We start from the raw sequence: 16,524 nt of genomic DNA on the forward strand, positions 1-16,524 counted from the left end.
AGGACTTTACTATGATTTCAAAATTCAAAAGAGCCCGCAGATTTCTGCGGGCGATAATTATTTTACTCATAATTTCTTTGCACTCTTCTATTACCGGCTGCTCAAAGCCTTCAGATAATTCCACAAGCCAAAAAGTCGGTTTCTACTTTGATACGGTTGTCAGTCTCACAGCCTACAATAAAGATTTTATCTCCGATGATTCAAATTTTTTTACAAAAAATTCTGATGCTGAAAAAAAATGTTCTGATTTTCTTGACGATTGTCTCACAGAATGCAGTCACTATGAGAATCTTTTCTCAGCTTCGAAAGAAGGCAGTGATATTTGGAATATCAACAATGCGCACGGTAAAAGCGTTGAGGTCGATTCCTCCACTTATCAGCTAATAGAAAAAGCTCTATATTATTCAGCCCTTACAGACGGATTATTCGATCCCACCATAGGCATCGTTACAAATCTTTGGAATTTTCATGCGGATTCCGATAAATCCATACCGGATGACAAAACCTTAAACGATGCTCTTCTCCATGTCGATTACAAAACCATAAAACTGTCACGCTCAGATAATAAGTACTTTGTACAACTAACAGACCCGGAAGCAAGGATCGATCTTGGCGGCATTGCTAAAGGATTTATTGCCGACAAATTAAAAGAATTTTATAAAGAAAAAGGAGCGATCAGCGGAATAATCAACCTTGGCGGAAATGTCCTTCTTGTAGGTCAAAAACCGGGAACCGAATCTTCATTCAGCGTCGGTATACAGAAACCGTTCGGTAATAGCAATGAGCCTATTCTGACGCTTTCCTTAAATGACAGATCTCTTGTCACATCAGGAATCTATGATCGTTTTTTTGAAAAAGACGGAATTATTTACCACCATATACTTGATCCGGCTACAGGTTTTCCTATAAAAAACAACATTTACAGCGCAACCATTGTCTCTGAATCTTCAGTTGACGGTGATGCGCTTTCAACCATCTGCTTTTCACTGGGTACAGAAAAAGGGATGGAACTCATTGAGTCCATCCCCGATACTTATGTTTTGTTTGTCACGAATGACTATGAAATTGTTTATTCAGATGGTTTTCCCGGCATTAAGCCTTAAAGCATCAGATTCATATTGTTTTTTTGCTGTTCATCATCCATCTGTTTGCGCTGCATCTGCGTACGATATGCATCGAGTGTCTGGTTCTTTCGAAGCTCTGTAATCTCCTGTGCTATATCTGTATCAGCAATACTGCTCTGCGCACTAAGCAGATTCTCCTTTGCAATGGAGTTATAGCTTACGTTATGTTCAAGTCCGTTTGTTACAGCTCCAACACTACTTCTTGCATCATTAACACTCTTTAATGCATTGTCAATCGAATCAATATCATTGACATCAAGCTTATCCAACCCAAGGGACTTCATTTCAGATGAGTTCAGCTGCTGTCCTATTCCCTTAAGCAGCTGAGAATTAGCATTTGAGATATCACCTCGTTCACTTGAAGACAATGTTCCATTTTGAGCATAAACTGCATTTTCGCGCATGCTCTGCAGATAATCGGTAACCCCATCAAGGACTCCGTCCTTAATGTTTTGTATGTTTGCATTATCCTGTCCGTTTCTGATCTGAACACCATCTGTTCTGGATTCTTTCTCAAGCTTTTGGCTTATTGCAAGTTCAGCTGCACCATCTGCTGCTCTCGGAAGTTTGTTACCGCTTGCAATCTTGCCATAGGAATAATTATTGCTATAACTGTTACTTCCTATGCCTCCTATCATATTTGCGCTCCTTTCTTCCTCCATGAATAAGGTTAAATCCGTTTTCGCGCTGCAGCCTTATCTCCGGTCCCCACCATAAAACGGCTGCTCGCATGCCTTTTGCAGTAAAGACACACTAAGGATCTTTCCTAAAATCTGTCACTTATGACAGAATATACTTATAATTATATATTACAATAACACATTAGTTATATTTTGTATACATCATTCAATATGTGATTGTGTATGAAAATTCATAAAAGTTATTAGAGATTTCTAACAATCAGTTTCTATTTTACTAAGTACCATTTCATATATCTTTTCATCATTCACGTTTTCATCCGTTCTTAGCACAAATGCAGTTTTTATTTTTTGAGTTATACTATTCCCATCTATCTCTATAAGCGTTTCAACCGATTCTTTTATTCGGCCGGCAAGGTATTCCAATGCTTCCCTGGTATTAATAAAGGTAAGTATGCAGAAATAGCTTTCCTTAAGCCTGCCTACTGCACAGTTCTGTCCTGTAACAGACGTAATTTTCTTACTCACCAGAGCCAGATATTTATCTGCAATATCCTTACCGTAGGTATTTATGATTCTCTGATACTTTTCATTGCGAAGCACGATAATACCATAGTTCTTACCCTTCTCAGCATATTCACCTGCATAATCAAGCAGACATATCATCAGTGCTTTAGCATTCATAAGTTTCGTAATATTATCTATGTTGGTAGGAATTGCAATGTTCTCAAGCCTGTACAGTTCTTCCTCTTTATCCTGGAAAAATCCGACAAGTCCGACTATCTCACCATTTCGATATATTGGCATCTTCTGGCATGTGATATCATGAATAACCCCACCTACTATGCACTGTCCCTGAGCATCAATTATTTTCTTTCCGTAAATAAGAACATCATACTCGTCATTTTTATATGGTTCATCGCTGACATGCCATCCCATATCCTCATCGGTTTTTCCGACTATCTCTTCAACAGATTTAAATCCATAAAAATCAAGAAATGACTGGCTTGCACCTAAAAATCTCCTTTCTCTGTCTTTCCAGAAAAACTTGATTGATGAATCCCATATCATATTTTCCCAAAGTTCCGAATAAGATATTGCTCCGGAATCAGCAAGATACTTATCTACAAGTGAACGCGCGGATGCCGTAAGTCCATCCAGCACTCTTGCCACTTCCTCAGGAACAGACTTATAGCATACAAGAAACTCATTTCCTCCTGTGCCCGGAACCATCATCACAATGGTATTTTTTCTTTTATATGAGCCGTCCGGCTGTTTTAGTCTGAAAATTTTCTCAATATATCCCTTGCTGCTCTTCTCTATTCTTTCGAAAAGCGTTTCAAGATTCATAAATTTAATGAAATCATTTTTCTCCGGAGAATATACTGCCTCATCAGTGAATATTCTTATTGCTTTTTTCAGGTCTGAATATACATATGAATCATTTGTAATATACTTAAACCGTCCAAGGAGCGGAGCTATCAGGTTATCACCTATATTTATCAGGTCTACCACTTCAAACAGAAGATTAATGTCTCTCAATTTAGCGTCAAGCATATTTCTCTCTGTGTTGTTCTGATCAAGAGTAATGTTCATTATAGAACCTTTGATAATAGAATGCCCCTTTTGCTTAACAAGGCACTTTGCTCTGAATCTAAGATAATTGCCATTATCAGTATAGTAAAAAGTTTCGATATTCGAACTGTTCTCAATTATATTGGCAAATTCCCTGTATTTTTCAAGAAGCGGTGAACCGGTATGATAAATACGTCTGTCTATTTCAGAAAGTTCCACAGTATAATCATGCAGTATCTGATCAATATACGCTTTATTCATAAATAGAGTGTGGAAAGACATTCCATCATCTTCTATTATCTCAAGAGGAATATCCGTATCCTTTACATGAAAACCGGCAACGTCATAAAAATGCCGCCATTGTCTCTCCTCAATAGCTATATTCTTTTCTGCCATGTTTTCAAGCATATCCTCAATCGGCTCAGGTTTTCCAAAAAAGAATCCCTGTATTCTCTCACAACCAATATCTCTTAAAAACTGAAACTGCTCAGCTGTCTCTACTCCTTCCGCAAGAGTTTTTATTCCTATGTCTTTAGCCATAGTGATCGTCGAACGCATAATGGCTTTGGATTTATCAGTAAATGATGTCAGGAAGTTCATATCCATCTTAAGCAGGTCAAAATCATAATCCTTCAAAAGATTCAATGATGAATAACCGCTTCCGAAATCGTCCATCCAGATTTCATAACCGACTTTTCTGAATTTTTCTATGACATTATTTAAGAAGCCTTCGTCGGAAACAAAGATACTTTCAGTAATTTCAATATGAATGTAGTCTCGTGGAATATCATTCTTTGCGACTTCATCCTCAACTATCGCAAAGATGTCGCACATTAAGAAATCCAATCTGGAAAAATTAATAGATGTAGGGACTATTGGTCTGCCTTCCTTCTGAAGTCTGCCCAGAGTGTTGCAAACCAATTCTACAATATGACAATCAAGTTTATAAATAAGGTTATTGTCCTCAAGGGGTTTTACAAACCTAAAAGGCGCAAGCATGCCCCAGTGAGGATCATCCCACCTTGCAAGTGCCTCCATTCCGCAAAGCTGCCCTGTCAATGCACGAACAACAGGCTGGAAATAAACCTTTATCCAGCCTTGCCCTATCGCATTATTTATATTATTAACAACATATTCTTCTAAGTTTTCCATATCAATTTTATTCTAGCTGATTTATTTAGCTATAGTATGGAATTTACAGAATATTATTAAAAATTTAGATTTATTTTATATTAACCGTTTGTTACACATTTCATCCATCCTAAGCTTCCGGTTTCAGATTCGTTTCGGTATGCGGAAGCATTATCACCATTTTCAAGGAAACACATGTTTTTTAGTTTTTCCGGAAGTTTTTCCGAATTTATCAGGTAAAAATCTTGAGAATATGAAGATCTGTCTGTATCAAATCCTACTTCAACATGCTTCCATCCTTTTTCATAGTAATCAGATAAGAAACCTGCACCGGAAACATTGAACAGTTCAGTAGGAATAACATTATCCATTACTGAATCTATTTCTGATTTTTCTCTGCTTGACCATTCCGCATGTATGTTTTCATCCTGCTCTTCATCCCAATGTTCCATCTCAACCTTCAGATAATTTATATTTTCTTTTTCTTCCCACCATGTCACCGGCATATTGTATTTCTCCATAAAGGCTATGGTGTTTACAAAAGAAGGGAATATGTAAAAATTATATTTATTATAGGAATAGTAGTCTCTTACATCGGCTTCTTCACAGCCATAAAGCATCATCGTCGGATTTTCTTTTTCCAGGTCTTCATAAGTCTGACCTTTTATATCATCCGAATAAGCTTTTAGGAATTCAGCCATTTCATCATCGCTAAAAGTTTTCCCGTAATCTCCTTTAACGGTATTGCCTTTTAGTGCATTTATTTCTCCCTTTGTTATCCCGTACACCGGGAATTTTCCAACCTTATACTCATCGCTGTTATATAAATTCGTAAAAGCTGTAAAGATCTCTTCATCCTTTAAATTCAGGCGATATTTCCTTCTGACTTTTTTGCCGTTCTTCAAATTCCATTGAATAGTAAAAAATTCATAGTCCGGATATTCAAGCTCATCATAATTATTGTTATCATAGTATATATAGTCCGGACCAAATTCGTGATATTTGAGGCCTTCCTTATGTATCTGCCTGGCGTTGACAGCACCTTTCCTTGTAAGCTTTTCGACATTTTCAAAATCAGTAAGCTTCATATTGCGAAGAGCATATTCCGTTCCGGAAGAACTACCCCCATAGTAAGTATACCCTGAAGATTGATCTATTATTTTCGAATATGGAGCTATAAGTTCCGAATACACAAAGCTATCACCAATTGCAACGCTTTCAACCTTTGACGGCATAGGCTGCCAGGTTTCATATCCAAAAATATCAAATACAAAAATCGCAAAAACTGCTGCCGATATTACCGCACTTGTAATAAGAGTGGCATAGTTTTTGAAGCAGGCTTTAAAATCAAATTCATAAATTGTTTCTATTACTATATGTATCACAACAAGTCCGCATACAATGCCAAATACAAACATTCCAAGGTTCCTGCTGTTACTTACATAATACATTAGTATTCCTGTTCCAAGAGACCCTGTCACCGAAACTAATATTTTCAGAACAGGCTTTGTGATATAAAATGCCATGGATTTTCCTGCTGCCTCAGCAGGTCTTTTCACAATCAGTACTCTTGCAAACAGATATGAAAAAATAGCCAGGAGAAATATTTTTATCATAGATGCCGCTGCATCAAAGGTATAAAATGCTATTTCATTCGCTGCATCACCATGAAAGGCCGCAATCGCATCTGTCATCAGTTTAATCGGTGAATAAGCAAGCAATATCCCGGAGATGGAATTATAAGAAAAATAGCTTGAAAAAAAGGTGGCCATTAATATCTCATAAACACCTTTTACAACAGGTCCCATGAAGAAGAACACTGCACATCCAAGTGTCGCAACCACCACATGTCCCGTGAGCACACACGCAAGACAGCAAAGCTCATAGCACATAATAAACATGCATATTACTACCAGAGCAGATGCCGGAAACAGAAGAATGGTATCCCATGTAACATACCCTCGAGAAAGGCCAAGGATAACAGTTATCAGATGGCACACAGCATAAGGAACAACAAATATCAAAATCCCACAAAGATTGTTTACATCAAACAATTTCTCCCTTTTTATCGGAAGTGAATAATAAAGATCAGTCTGCCTTGAATCAAAAAGGTAATAATACCCCTGAAGAGCAAGAATAAATGCCATCGCACATACAATTAACAGAACCGGAACATTCCCCATTCCCGCTGTATTATTGTAAAAATCTATTCTGATATCAGTTATTGTTGTGGCATTGTTTTCCAGTCTTGATTTGTAATGGCCAAACATCAGCATCGCATAAACTATCTGTGCAAAAAAATTAGCCGCAACTGACAATGCGATGGGCCAGAGGCGCCGTTTTGAGTTTTCTTTAAGTAAATCAACAAATAATTTTCTTGATGTCATATCCCTCTACCCCCGTTTCACTAATAAATATCTCTTCAAGAGACAATGGCAGTATTTCCATAAAAACCGGACTCTCTGCCCTAAGTGCATCACTTATTTCATCCTCCTGTCCACGGATTGTCATAGTAACCAGCTTTCCGCGGTTCTCACTTGTAAGTACAAAAAGCTGTTCCTCTATCCGCTTCCTGCTCTCCTCATCTCTAAATACGCATTGTATCTTATGAATATCGGATTTAGCGTCGTCAAGATTCTTGGATAACAGAATACCCCCTTTATGAAGAAGTCCTACCGTATCACAGATATCTTCGAGCTCTCTTAAATTATGAGATGCGATTACAGGTGTAAATTTTCTCGAAGCCATATCTCCTACAAAAAGACTTTTCACTGCCTGTCTCATTACAGGATCAAGTCCATCGAAGGTTTCGTCGCAATACAGGTATGCGGTATTAGCAGAAATACCTAGAATTACCCACAACTGCTTTTTCATTCCCTTTGAAAAAGTCTTTATCTTCCTGTTTTTATCAAGCCCGAAACTGTTCATGAGACTATGAAATCTTTCCATGTTATATTCCGGATATATCTTGCTGTAAAAGGTTGCCATCTCTATAGGTGTAGTGTTAGGAAAAAAGGCCACATCATCTGAAATATAAAACATATTTGTCTTTATAGCAGGATTTTCATATACAGGTCTTCCATCTATTGTGACCATTCCCGTATCAGGTTTCAGGATACCTGCTGCCATTCGTAAAAAAGTACTTTTACCTGCACCGTTTGTTCCCACAAGACCGAAAACCTGTCCGTCCTCTATCGTAAGATCCACTCCGAATATAGCCTGTATATCATCAAATCTTTTCGATAGATTTGTTGCCTTAATCATACTTTACCTCCCCTTATTAGCTTTTCATGAACAAAACCTGTCAGCTCCTCCTCAGTAAATCCAACCTTTGATGCCTTATCAATTACCTTACCGAGTTCATCAAGTATCTCCTGCTTTTTTGCAGGAAGAACTTCGTCTGCAGCTGCAGCAAATCTCCCCCGTCCTGCTACCGAATAACAAAAGCCCCTCTGCTCAAGCGCATCATAGGCTTTTTGAATAGTATTGGGATTTATTGATAAATCCATCGCAAGTGCCCTTACAGAAGGAAGTGCCTCATCCGCACTTATTACTCCGCACAGAATGAGTTCCTCCAATCTTCCGGAAATCTGCTCATACAGGGGTCGTTTGTCTCTGAAATCAATCTCTATCAGCATTGTTTTCCTCCTGTTTATAGTGTACTATATCAACTAGTACACTTAGAATAATATAGTACACCTTAAAGCTTGTCAACCATAACTGAAAAAAATCTCAGAGATTGGCATGAATCTCTGAGATTTTTTTTGATATTTACCATAATTGTCAAATAGCCTTAGCTTCCATCTCCTCAAACTGACGTGAGAATAACTGGTGATAATAACCACCGATATTTTTCATAAGCTCTTTGTGTTTTCCCCGCTCTATTATCTTACCGTCTTTTACGACAAGAATTATATCAGCATCTACTACAGTAGATAGCCTGTGAGCAATCATAAATGAAGTTCTTCCTTTAATCACAACTGAAATTGCATCCTGAATGGCTTTTTCCGTAACGGTATCTATAGATGAAGTTGCTTCATCAAGAACCAGTATTCTCGGATCTGCAAGAATTGCTCTTGCAAACGAAAGGAGCTGTTTTTCACCGGTAGAAAGCATATCTCCGCCTTCACCCACATCACTGTCAAGTCCGTTCTCCATTCTTGCCACGATTTTGTCAGCAGAGACAAGCCTTAATGCGTTCCATATTTCCTCATCGGATGCATCGGGATTTCCATACTTAAGATTTTCACGCACAGTTCCCGAAAACAAGTGAGGCGTCTGAAGCACATAGCCAATATTACTATGGAGCCAGAGCTGCGATCTTTCCTTCGCATTTCGTCCGTCAATCAACACTTCCCCACTTGTTGGCTCAAAAAATCTACACACAAGATTGACCAGCGTTGATTTTCCGGCACCGGTCTCTCCAACTATAGCTACATTCGTTCCCTGTGGAACCTTTAGGTCAAAGTGTTCCAATACATATTCCGTTCCGTCAGGATAATGGAAGGATACATCTTTAAACTCAATGTCGCCAATAAGTTCTTCCCAGTTTTCCTTCCTGGGATTAAAGGTTTCACCATATTTCTCAACAACCTCGGGCGAATCTGCAACATCGGATTCTGTTTCGAGTAGTCTTGTAAATCTTTCAACATTGACCTGTACAGCTATAAGCTCAGAAAAAGTCACAATAAGATTTTGTATTGGCTCAAGTATCCCCAGCGAATAGGATAGAAATACGGAAAGCGTTCCTATTTCCATAACGCCTTCCATGGTTATAACACCACCTCTCCACAAAACAAGAGCAAGTGCACAGGAAGACAGCATTGTCACCGAAGCAGAAAACAGAGCTGAAAAATGTGTCGCATGTACTGCATTTTTCCTGTAGTTCTCAGTGTCCTTCTTAAAGTCCTTCTGAATCCTATCCTCAACCACCAGCGTTTTTATCGCTTTCGCACCCGTGATTCCCTCATTGAAATTTCCTGTTATAGTGGAATTAAGTTCTCTTATATGCCTGTTAAGAACTATAAGGTGTTTCTGAAAATATACAACCAGAACAACTGCCACCGGAATAAGAAGAAGTATGTACAACGCAAGCCTGAAGTTTATAGTCACCATTACAAAAAGCACAAACAACACGTAACTTCCATTCCAGACAATATCCATCATTCTCCAGGCGCACATTACTCCAATCTTACCCGTGTCGCTCATAACTCTGGCATGAATATATCCGACATTATTCTGATTGAAATATGAAAATGACAGTTCCTGTAAATGATTAAATGCTGCATTTCTAAGATCTCTGTCAATAGACATCTCAATTTCTCCGCACATATTTGCGCTTATAAAATCCATGATCAGTTTTAAAACAAGCACGAGAGCATAAGCAAGTGCAAAATATCCGATTCCCTTAGTCGTTCCTGCCGTAATGTAATTGTTTATGGCAAATCTGTTAAAAAGCGGTATTGTCGAATCCACAAGACTTACCATACTCCCAAGAAATATCATAACTATTATCTTGGTAATATAAGGTTTTAAAAAAGGAAAAAGCTTTGGAATTCCAAAAAACGGCAGCCTTGTAGCTTTAGTTTGTTCCGGTATTGGTTTTTTAGGCAATGTCCTCTCCTCCTCCCTGAAGCTGAATGTCATAAATCCTGCGATAAAGGCCGTTTTTCTCCAGAAGTTCTTCGTGTTTTCCCTCTTCAGCAAGTTCACCGTGGCTTAGTACGATTATATGGTCTGCGTGCATAAGTGTAGTTATTCTGTGTGAAATAATAATGGTCGTTGCTCCTCCCACATGCTTATTAAGTGCAGTTCTTATCTTTGCATCGGTCTCGGTATCAACAGCTGACAACGAATCGTCAAATATCATAATCGGAGGTTCTGATACCAGCATCTGCGCTATTGCCGTTCTTTGCTTCTGTCCTCCTGAGAGCGTAACACCTCTCTCTCCAACAAAGGTGTCATAACCTTCATCAAAGTTTCTGATGGTTTCATCGAGAGAAGCCATCTTTGCAGCTTTTCTTATATCCTCCATCTTCGCTGATTTTTTAGTGATTCCTATATTTTCATAAAGTGTCCTTGAGAAAAGGAAAGGTTCCTGAAGAACAAGACCTATATTTTCTCTTAAATAGTGCATCTTTATGTCTCTTATATCAACGCCGCCGATAGTTATACTTCCACTGTTCTCAGGCAAGCTATATAACCTGTCCAAAAGATACATAAGTGTTGATTTTCCTGACCCTGTTCCACCAAGAACTCCAAGCGTTTCACCTGCTTTTACTTTAAAGCTTATATCCTTTAATATTTCCGCAGACCCGTTTTCATATGAAAAGCTCACATTATTAAACTCTATATCCTTATCAAGTGGCGGTGTGACTGCGCTTTCCTTGTCACATTCTTCCTCAGAGTTCATTATGTATCTAAGTCTGTCTATTGAAACTCCAGCTTTGCTCATTTCTGAAATGACACGACCAAGCATTCGCACAGGCCATGAGATCATCGCATTATATGAAATAAAAGCAATCAGTTCCCCTACGGTTATATTCCCCCTCACACAGTATATAGATCCCATAACCAGAACTGTCATTCCCTGCATTCCGGATATCATATCGTTCGAAGTCCAAAATGCAGCAAGCAGTTTCATAAGGTTGATCCACATTTTTGTGTAATCTCTGTTTTTGGATTCGAAACGCTCACGCTCAAATTTTTCTCTGCCAAAAGCACGGACAACTCTGACACCGGTGAGATTTTCCTGCGCAATTGCAGATAGTTTGCCCTCCTCAATATCCGCATTTTCAAATGCGGTTCCTATTTTATTATGAAAAAACAAGGAATACAGAACAATTACAGGAATAAATGCCAGTGAAATAAATGACAGCTTTACGTCTATCTGCATCATAAAGTACGTTGCCAGCACAATCATGATCATTATTCTAAAAAGAGAAGTCAGTTGTTCGGACAAGAACATTTTTATTGTTTCAACATCCGATGTACAACGCTGGATAATGTCTCCGGTATGATTCTCCGAATGCCATGAAAATGGTAAATGACATATATGCTCAAAAAGCACGTCTCTCATTCTGCAGATAAGTTTTTCAGCAGCTATGGAATTGAACATTTTGTTCAGATAGCGAAATACAGCACATAAAAGTGCAATAACGACGACAACCAACGCTATTACAAAAATATGTGTCTTAAGATACTCCTTACCTCCCGTAATACCTATTATCATTTTCATATAAAAGGGCATAGATGATTCCGCGTCACCTATCAGATAATCAACCGTATATTGAATAATCTTAGGATTTACCATGTCAAGAAATGCCACTGTCATAGAGAATATGACACCCAAAATAAACATAATGACACTCCCCTTAAGGAAATACAGGACCAGTGATGATTTAGTAGGAAATTGTTCTCTGGCAGTTTTCATAAGTCCCCCGATATTTTGTTTTACTTTTTCGTTATTTCGTATCCCGATAATAACAAGAAGTGCCGCGTTAGGCGAAAGACCGGCTATTGCTTTCGAAAGACTGCTATATGGTCCCTGCCCTATAAACTGTCCTTTCTTGCCTCTGCAATAATTATTATGGATAAAATATCCATTTTGATTTTTGGTTATGCACACAGTATGCAGCTGTTCTTTAATATTATTTCTGTTCCAATAAAAGGTCGCAATGAAGGTCTGAAAATCATCTCCAAGTTTATCAATTTTTCGAGGATTTCTGGACGTGAGCTTCTTCACACAATAGCCTCGTTTCCTGAAAAAGCCGTAAGGAGCATTTGGCGTGATCCCAAAGCCTCCCTTTAGCGCAATGCCGTTTTTTTCATAGTAATCTATAAGGTATGGCATATCATTTTCTCTGTCACCAAGCGAACAAAGTGCATTATAGGTGGCAATTATCTCACATCCCGAATATGCGATATTTGATTTGTTATGGGTGCCAAATCTGACCCTACCCCAGTCAACCTGATTTTCAATAAATTCATCTCTTTTTAAACAGGTTTTACCTGCTGATAGGAACTTTATATTATCCTCCAAATGTAACTTGCGTATTTTTTTCTTTACGGGCCCTGTAATAAATGATATAGCCGAGAAAAAGAAAACCACAACTGAATTCGGAACATATGAAGGAATTATTTTTTCAAATATTTTAACTTTTTTGGGCATTATTTTTCACCATACCTGATTTATTTTATACGCTATATCCATGGCGGAGCGATTTTTTAAAGCAATATATTCCTTTCGCGCCGATGCGCATCCATAGCTGAGCTCTTTTTTATCATATAGGAATTACAAAGTAATTTACTATATGATAAAAAAAGGAGTTGCCTTTATTAAAGCCAACTCCTTATTGTTTATCCTTAGCCTGCTGCCGGTATCATCTCGTCCATTACTTCAGAATTATCAGTTTCTTCACTTGTTATCATTTCGTCAGTCTTACGAGGAGCTCTTACTCCAAAGCTTCCTTCGTATCGCTGTTCCTTAAGAATCTTGCGTATAGCGGCCAGATCCTTACTCATATCCTCTCGCCTCTTACATACGACAGTTGGTACACTACTATTCCCCATCTCAACTACGTATCCGGCTTCACCGAGTATCTTCTGAATCTTCAATTTATCCGTGGTACGAATCTCTGCAGGTGTCTTATCTTCTCTCCCCACTACAAACCTCCTATGAATACAAATTAGCAGAATTTGTGTTTAACATTAGTTCCTACCACAAAATATAGCACATTCAAATCCAATTTGCAAGAATGGATAAGACTACCGGAAAGTGAAACACGCTTAAACTCTGAACTTTTAATTTATTAATTACGGGAATACGATAATTTTTATTTCTTGTTTACAGACTACAAATTATATGTTTATAAACATAATAGTATTACTTTATAAAACAGCCATAATTTAGAAACAAATTTATCTTATTATAAGTTCATCAGAGATGAAGAACATCTTCTGAACCCCAAAAAACTTTTTTCATACAACATGGCCATGCGACTCCCCATCGCATGGCCACCTCCCATTAATGGGAGTTTTTTTGTTGTACTTTTGTGTAAGCTTTTACAAAAAAATCTTTATCTGTCTGTTTTACCATCGCTGTTCCGGTAATATCCTGAAGATAGCTGTGTCCGCTTGCAGTATTTACTGTATGTATTGCCCCAAGAGTATGCTGCCATTCATCTTTATGAAATCCCGTAGTAGAATCCATAGCTTTTTCATAGATAAGCTTTGTTTTCTGTCCAGGGCAGACAACAATAAGATATTCTGTTCCCGCTTTAACATCTAATGTTTTATTTAATTCAAACGTGTGATACCCACCGGTTATTGCCTTACAGTTTATTGTCGTAAGAGGCTTTCCGAGTTTATCAGTATCTATGTACGAAAAACCTGAAAGCAATCCATCATTAGCAGCTTCATCAGATTGCCCAATCGCTTCTGCAAGCATCTTGACATCCGGTACGACAGAATATTCTTTGGGAACCTCATAAATGTATACCTTATCATTGGTACAGGAACTCATAGAAAAGTAACCTATTGCTGACAGTTCTTCATCACTTTCAGGTATAAAGGTTATTCCGTAATGAGCATCGTTCTTGTCGTACATATATACAACGTTTTTCCGGTCCTCCATCGGATCTGTAATATGGGTTATAAACCCCGCATACTGATAATTATTGTCGTACCAGCCATCATCCTCCGGAAGTACCGAATTATATGCGACAACATTATTATTATTCAGAATGGTATCCTCATATGATAAATAGAAATATCCGGAAGCACCATTTTTCATTCCCCAGCTGTTTTTGCAAATAAATGCTCCGTCTGAAGAGGGCTTTGTTATAAAATTCTTGGCAGGATATTCATCATTCCATCCAACAATCAGTATCTCATGGTCTGCATAATTACCGTTTCCGTAGCTTTTGTAGTCATAAAGTGCCACCTTTTTCCCTGTCCAATACTGATTATCAGCACAAACACTGGCAGTAACACTACCATGCTCAATGATCATCTGCTTAATCACATCTCTGTTCTTTGCAGATGCCGGAATTTCCAGAACATTTTGCACATGACATTCAGCTTCGTATGCATCCGAAGGAACATCTGCATTCTGAATATAAAAATCATTCTGTCCCTTTATCACATGAATAGAATTATTATCTCTGTCCTTAACAGGTCCTTTCCATGCGGTAAACAATGACATCGAATAGTTTGTAACCCCTCCGACCGATAGATAACTCGTCTGATACTTACTCAGAAAATTATCTTTCTCATCAAAAACAAACTCACGATAATCATTATCTATTCCTCCATCCCCATGTTTCTCAGCCTTATGCATATTATAGAAGGCTCCATGCTTTTCAGAGAGATTGAGTTCGTCTGCCACAAGTTCTTCATGATGGCTCAAAAGGTCACTTTCAACAGCTCCTATAGCCGCATAATTCCAGCACAGAGCTGTTATTCCCTGATTTCTGACAGGTGTTACATTATCCCTGTTCTTTGCCTGATCTGAACTATAAAAAGATGGCAGATCTTCCTTTGACGTTACAGATTTAAAATCACATTCAGAGCCTGTTATTTCTTCTAAAAGATCCTCGGTGTCATCATCAATAACGATTGCCTCACTTACTGTAAGCTCAGGCAATTCAATTGGAATTATCTTTTTGGTGCCATTATATGCATTAACATTTTTTGTTCCTATAATGAACACCGCCACTGAAATAATTACAGTGACGGTAATATTCTTTCTTTTCATTCTTTCCCCTGATAAGATATTTTTTTCAAAATCTGTGAACACCTTTGTGTGTCAAATGGAAAATTTTCTGAAATCGTTCCATTTTGAAGAAATGCGCTCTGCAACATAACCGGCAGGATATTTGTAAATATAATTAATCACAAAGCATATAAGATAAGTACCGGCAACACACAAAGCTGCATGTAATATCATTATTACAGGATTACCTTTAGCAAAGCTTCCTATTTTAAGCAATCCCAAAAATCTTAAATGTAATATGTAAACAGTAAATGATGATGCCGCCAACATGTTAATTATCTTATTGTATCTAATATTCAGTTTCAGGAATATCATAAACACAATTGCAGCTTCCGCAATGACAAAAGGATTGCTGTAATTCCATGCCACTGTCTCATATATCTCTTTCCCCTGCCTGATCCCATCTGCAAATGCCCATGCCATGTCAAGACATAAACATATGAAATATCTTGACAAAAGCTTTGGCATCTGGGGCATCTCTCCTTCTGACATCTCTCTAATAAAAGCCCCTATAATGTACATTAAAATAAAGTTAACTATAGTATATCCTGCCTGCGAACCTTCAAGTCCTATTGAACTGCTTCCGTTAAGTTGTCGTCCTGTCCAAAACTTCAGAATATCTATAAATGTCGGATATATGGAAAAAAGGAACACGGAAAAAGCCAGAAGTATTCGCTTACCCGCGGCATTTAAAGCGTTCCACATTACATTGATAAAAGGCGAAATCAGATAAAGAGCAACAAATACATATACATACCAGTTACTTGAATATAAAAATTCAAAGAATGTATCTATCGTCACTTTACCGGGCATTATTATTTTCTGTATAGCAAAAGCCAGTACAGCAAAAACAAATACCTGAGCAAGAAGACCAAGTGGCTTCATAAAATCTCTTATATTTGTCTTACTAAGGAAAAACCCTGTTATAATAACAAAAACGTTAACCGCACATATACTTATGGATTCAAGAAAAATAAGTATAAACTGATTCACACTTTTATCCAGTGCAGAAAAGAACCCACCACCTGCTATACTATTATAATGAAGAATTATAACCCCACACGTTGCCAAAATTCTCAAAAGTTCAATATTGGATTGTCTTAAAGCATCCTCTTTCATACATCCTCCTCATCTATAAACGCAAGTTTTTATCTGACTCATACCGGTCTGTTGCCAATACCGTTAACCAATCACGCTTCGCATTCTTGGACGGTACTTGGCTATATACCCCCATGTTTTTTCTGACTAATATGGGTCTATTTTGTACCGGTATATCGCCTGT

At 37.9% G+C, this 16,524-nt stretch carries 11 protein-coding genes; 1 reads left to right on the top strand and 10 read right to left on the bottom strand.

Annotated features, from left to right (window positions below; translation table 11 throughout):
- Positions 1 to 11: 11 nt before the first annotated feature.
- Complete coding sequence (locus tag BV60_RS0111380) at positions 12 to 1,103, top strand: FAD:protein FMN transferase (RefSeq protein ID WP_029321881.1); 1,092 nt, start codon at positions 12 to 14, stop codon at positions 1,101 to 1,103.
- Here BV60_RS0111380 and BV60_RS0111385 read toward each other — a convergent pair.
- The 10 genes from BV60_RS0111385 to BV60_RS0111430 form a co-directional block, all read right to left on the bottom strand.
- Positions 1,100 to 1,762: a flagellin gene (locus BV60_RS0111385; protein WP_029321882.1), complete on the bottom strand. Its 663-nt coding sequence runs from the start codon at positions 1,760 to 1,762 to the stop codon at positions 1,100 to 1,102. The two genes, BV60_RS0111380 and BV60_RS0111385, sit on opposite strands and share 4 nt — an antisense overlap.
- Positions 1,763 to 2,017: 255 nt before the next feature.
- Complete coding sequence (locus BV60_RS22010) at positions 2,018 to 4,489, bottom strand: EAL domain-containing protein (protein WP_051656683.1); 2,472 nt, start codon at positions 4,487 to 4,489, stop codon at positions 2,018 to 2,020.
- A gap of 80 nt (positions 4,490 to 4,569) precedes the next feature.
- Positions 4,570 to 6,855 carry a DUF6449 domain-containing protein gene (locus tag BV60_RS0111395; protein WP_029321886.1) on the bottom strand — a complete coding sequence of 762 codons (2,286 nt, stop codon included), beginning with the start codon at positions 6,853 to 6,855 and terminating at the stop codon, positions 4,570 to 4,572.
- Positions 6,830 to 7,732 (bottom strand): ABC transporter ATP-binding protein, encoded by a 903-nt coding sequence (locus BV60_RS0111400; RefSeq protein ID WP_029321888.1) that lies wholly within the window; start codon positions 7,730 to 7,732, stop codon positions 6,830 to 6,832. The genes BV60_RS0111395 and BV60_RS0111400 overlap by 26 nt, the downstream gene beginning before the upstream one ends.
- The gene (locus tag BV60_RS0111405) at positions 7,729 to 8,106 is read right to left on the bottom strand and encodes a GntR family transcriptional regulator (RefSeq protein WP_051656684.1); all 378 of its coding nucleotides are present in this window, start codon (positions 8,104 to 8,106) and stop codon (positions 7,729 to 7,731) included. The genes BV60_RS0111400 and BV60_RS0111405 overlap by 4 nt, the downstream gene beginning before the upstream one ends.
- Positions 8,107 to 8,251: 145 nt before the next feature.
- On the bottom strand, positions 8,252 to 10,081 hold the full coding sequence (locus BV60_RS0111410; RefSeq protein ID WP_242840974.1) for an ABC transporter ATP-binding protein: 1,830 nt from the start codon (positions 10,079 to 10,081) through the stop codon (positions 8,252 to 8,254).
- A complete protein-coding gene (locus tag BV60_RS0111415) occupies positions 10,074 to 12,509 on the bottom strand; it encodes an ABC transporter ATP-binding protein (protein WP_242840975.1) in 2,436 nt (811 codons plus the stop codon). Before BV60_RS0111415 ends, BV60_RS0111410 begins: the two co-directional genes overlap by 8 nt.
- Before the next feature lie 323 nt (positions 12,510 to 12,832).
- Entirely contained in the window at positions 12,833 to 13,132 is a 300-nt protein-coding gene (locus BV60_RS0111420) for a hypothetical protein (protein ID WP_029321896.1), read from the bottom strand.
- Positions 13,133 to 13,493: 361 nt separating this feature from the next.
- Positions 13,494 to 15,224: a C1 family peptidase gene (locus tag BV60_RS0111425; RefSeq protein ID WP_029321898.1), complete on the bottom strand. Its 1,731-nt coding sequence runs from the start codon at positions 15,222 to 15,224 to the stop codon at positions 13,494 to 13,496.
- 51 nt (positions 15,225 to 15,275) lie between these two features.
- Positions 15,276 to 16,361, bottom strand: coding sequence for an acyltransferase (locus BV60_RS0111430; RefSeq protein WP_029321900.1), 1,086 nt, complete (start codon positions 16,359 to 16,361; stop codon positions 15,276 to 15,278).
- Positions 16,362 to 16,524 lie beyond the last annotated feature (163 nt).

This window comes from Butyrivibrio sp. AE3004 (genome assembly GCF_000703165.1).
Classification (GTDB): domain Bacteria; phylum Bacillota; class Clostridia; order Lachnospirales; family Lachnospiraceae; genus Butyrivibrio.

Coding starts and splice junctions, on each gene's coding strand:
- BV60_RS0111385 (WP_029321882.1), bottom strand. CDS start 1,762: ATGATAGGAGGCATAGGAAGTAACAGTTATAGCAATAATTATTCCTAT.
- BV60_RS22010 (WP_051656683.1), bottom strand. CDS start 4,489: ATGGAAAACTTAGAAGAATATGTTGTTAATAATATAAATAATGCGATA.
- BV60_RS0111430 (WP_029321900.1), bottom strand. CDS start 16,361: ATGAAAGAGGATGCTTTAAGACAATCCAATATTGAACTTTTGAGAATT.
- BV60_RS0111395 (WP_029321886.1), bottom strand. CDS start 6,855: ATGACATCAAGAAAATTATTTGTTGATTTACTTAAAGAAAACTCAAAA.
- BV60_RS0111380 (WP_029321881.1), top strand. CDS start 12: ATGATTTCAAAATTCAAAAGAGCCCGCAGATTTCTGCGGGCGATAATT.
- BV60_RS0111400 (WP_029321888.1), bottom strand. CDS start 7,732: ATGATTAAGGCAACAAATCTATCGAAAAGATTTGATGATATACAGGCT.
- BV60_RS0111425 (WP_029321898.1), bottom strand. CDS start 15,224: ATGAAAAGAAAGAATATTACCGTCACTGTAATTATTTCAGTGGCGGTG.
- BV60_RS0111405 (WP_051656684.1), bottom strand. CDS start 8,106: ATGCTGATAGAGATTGATTTCAGAGACAAACGACCCCTGTATGAGCAG.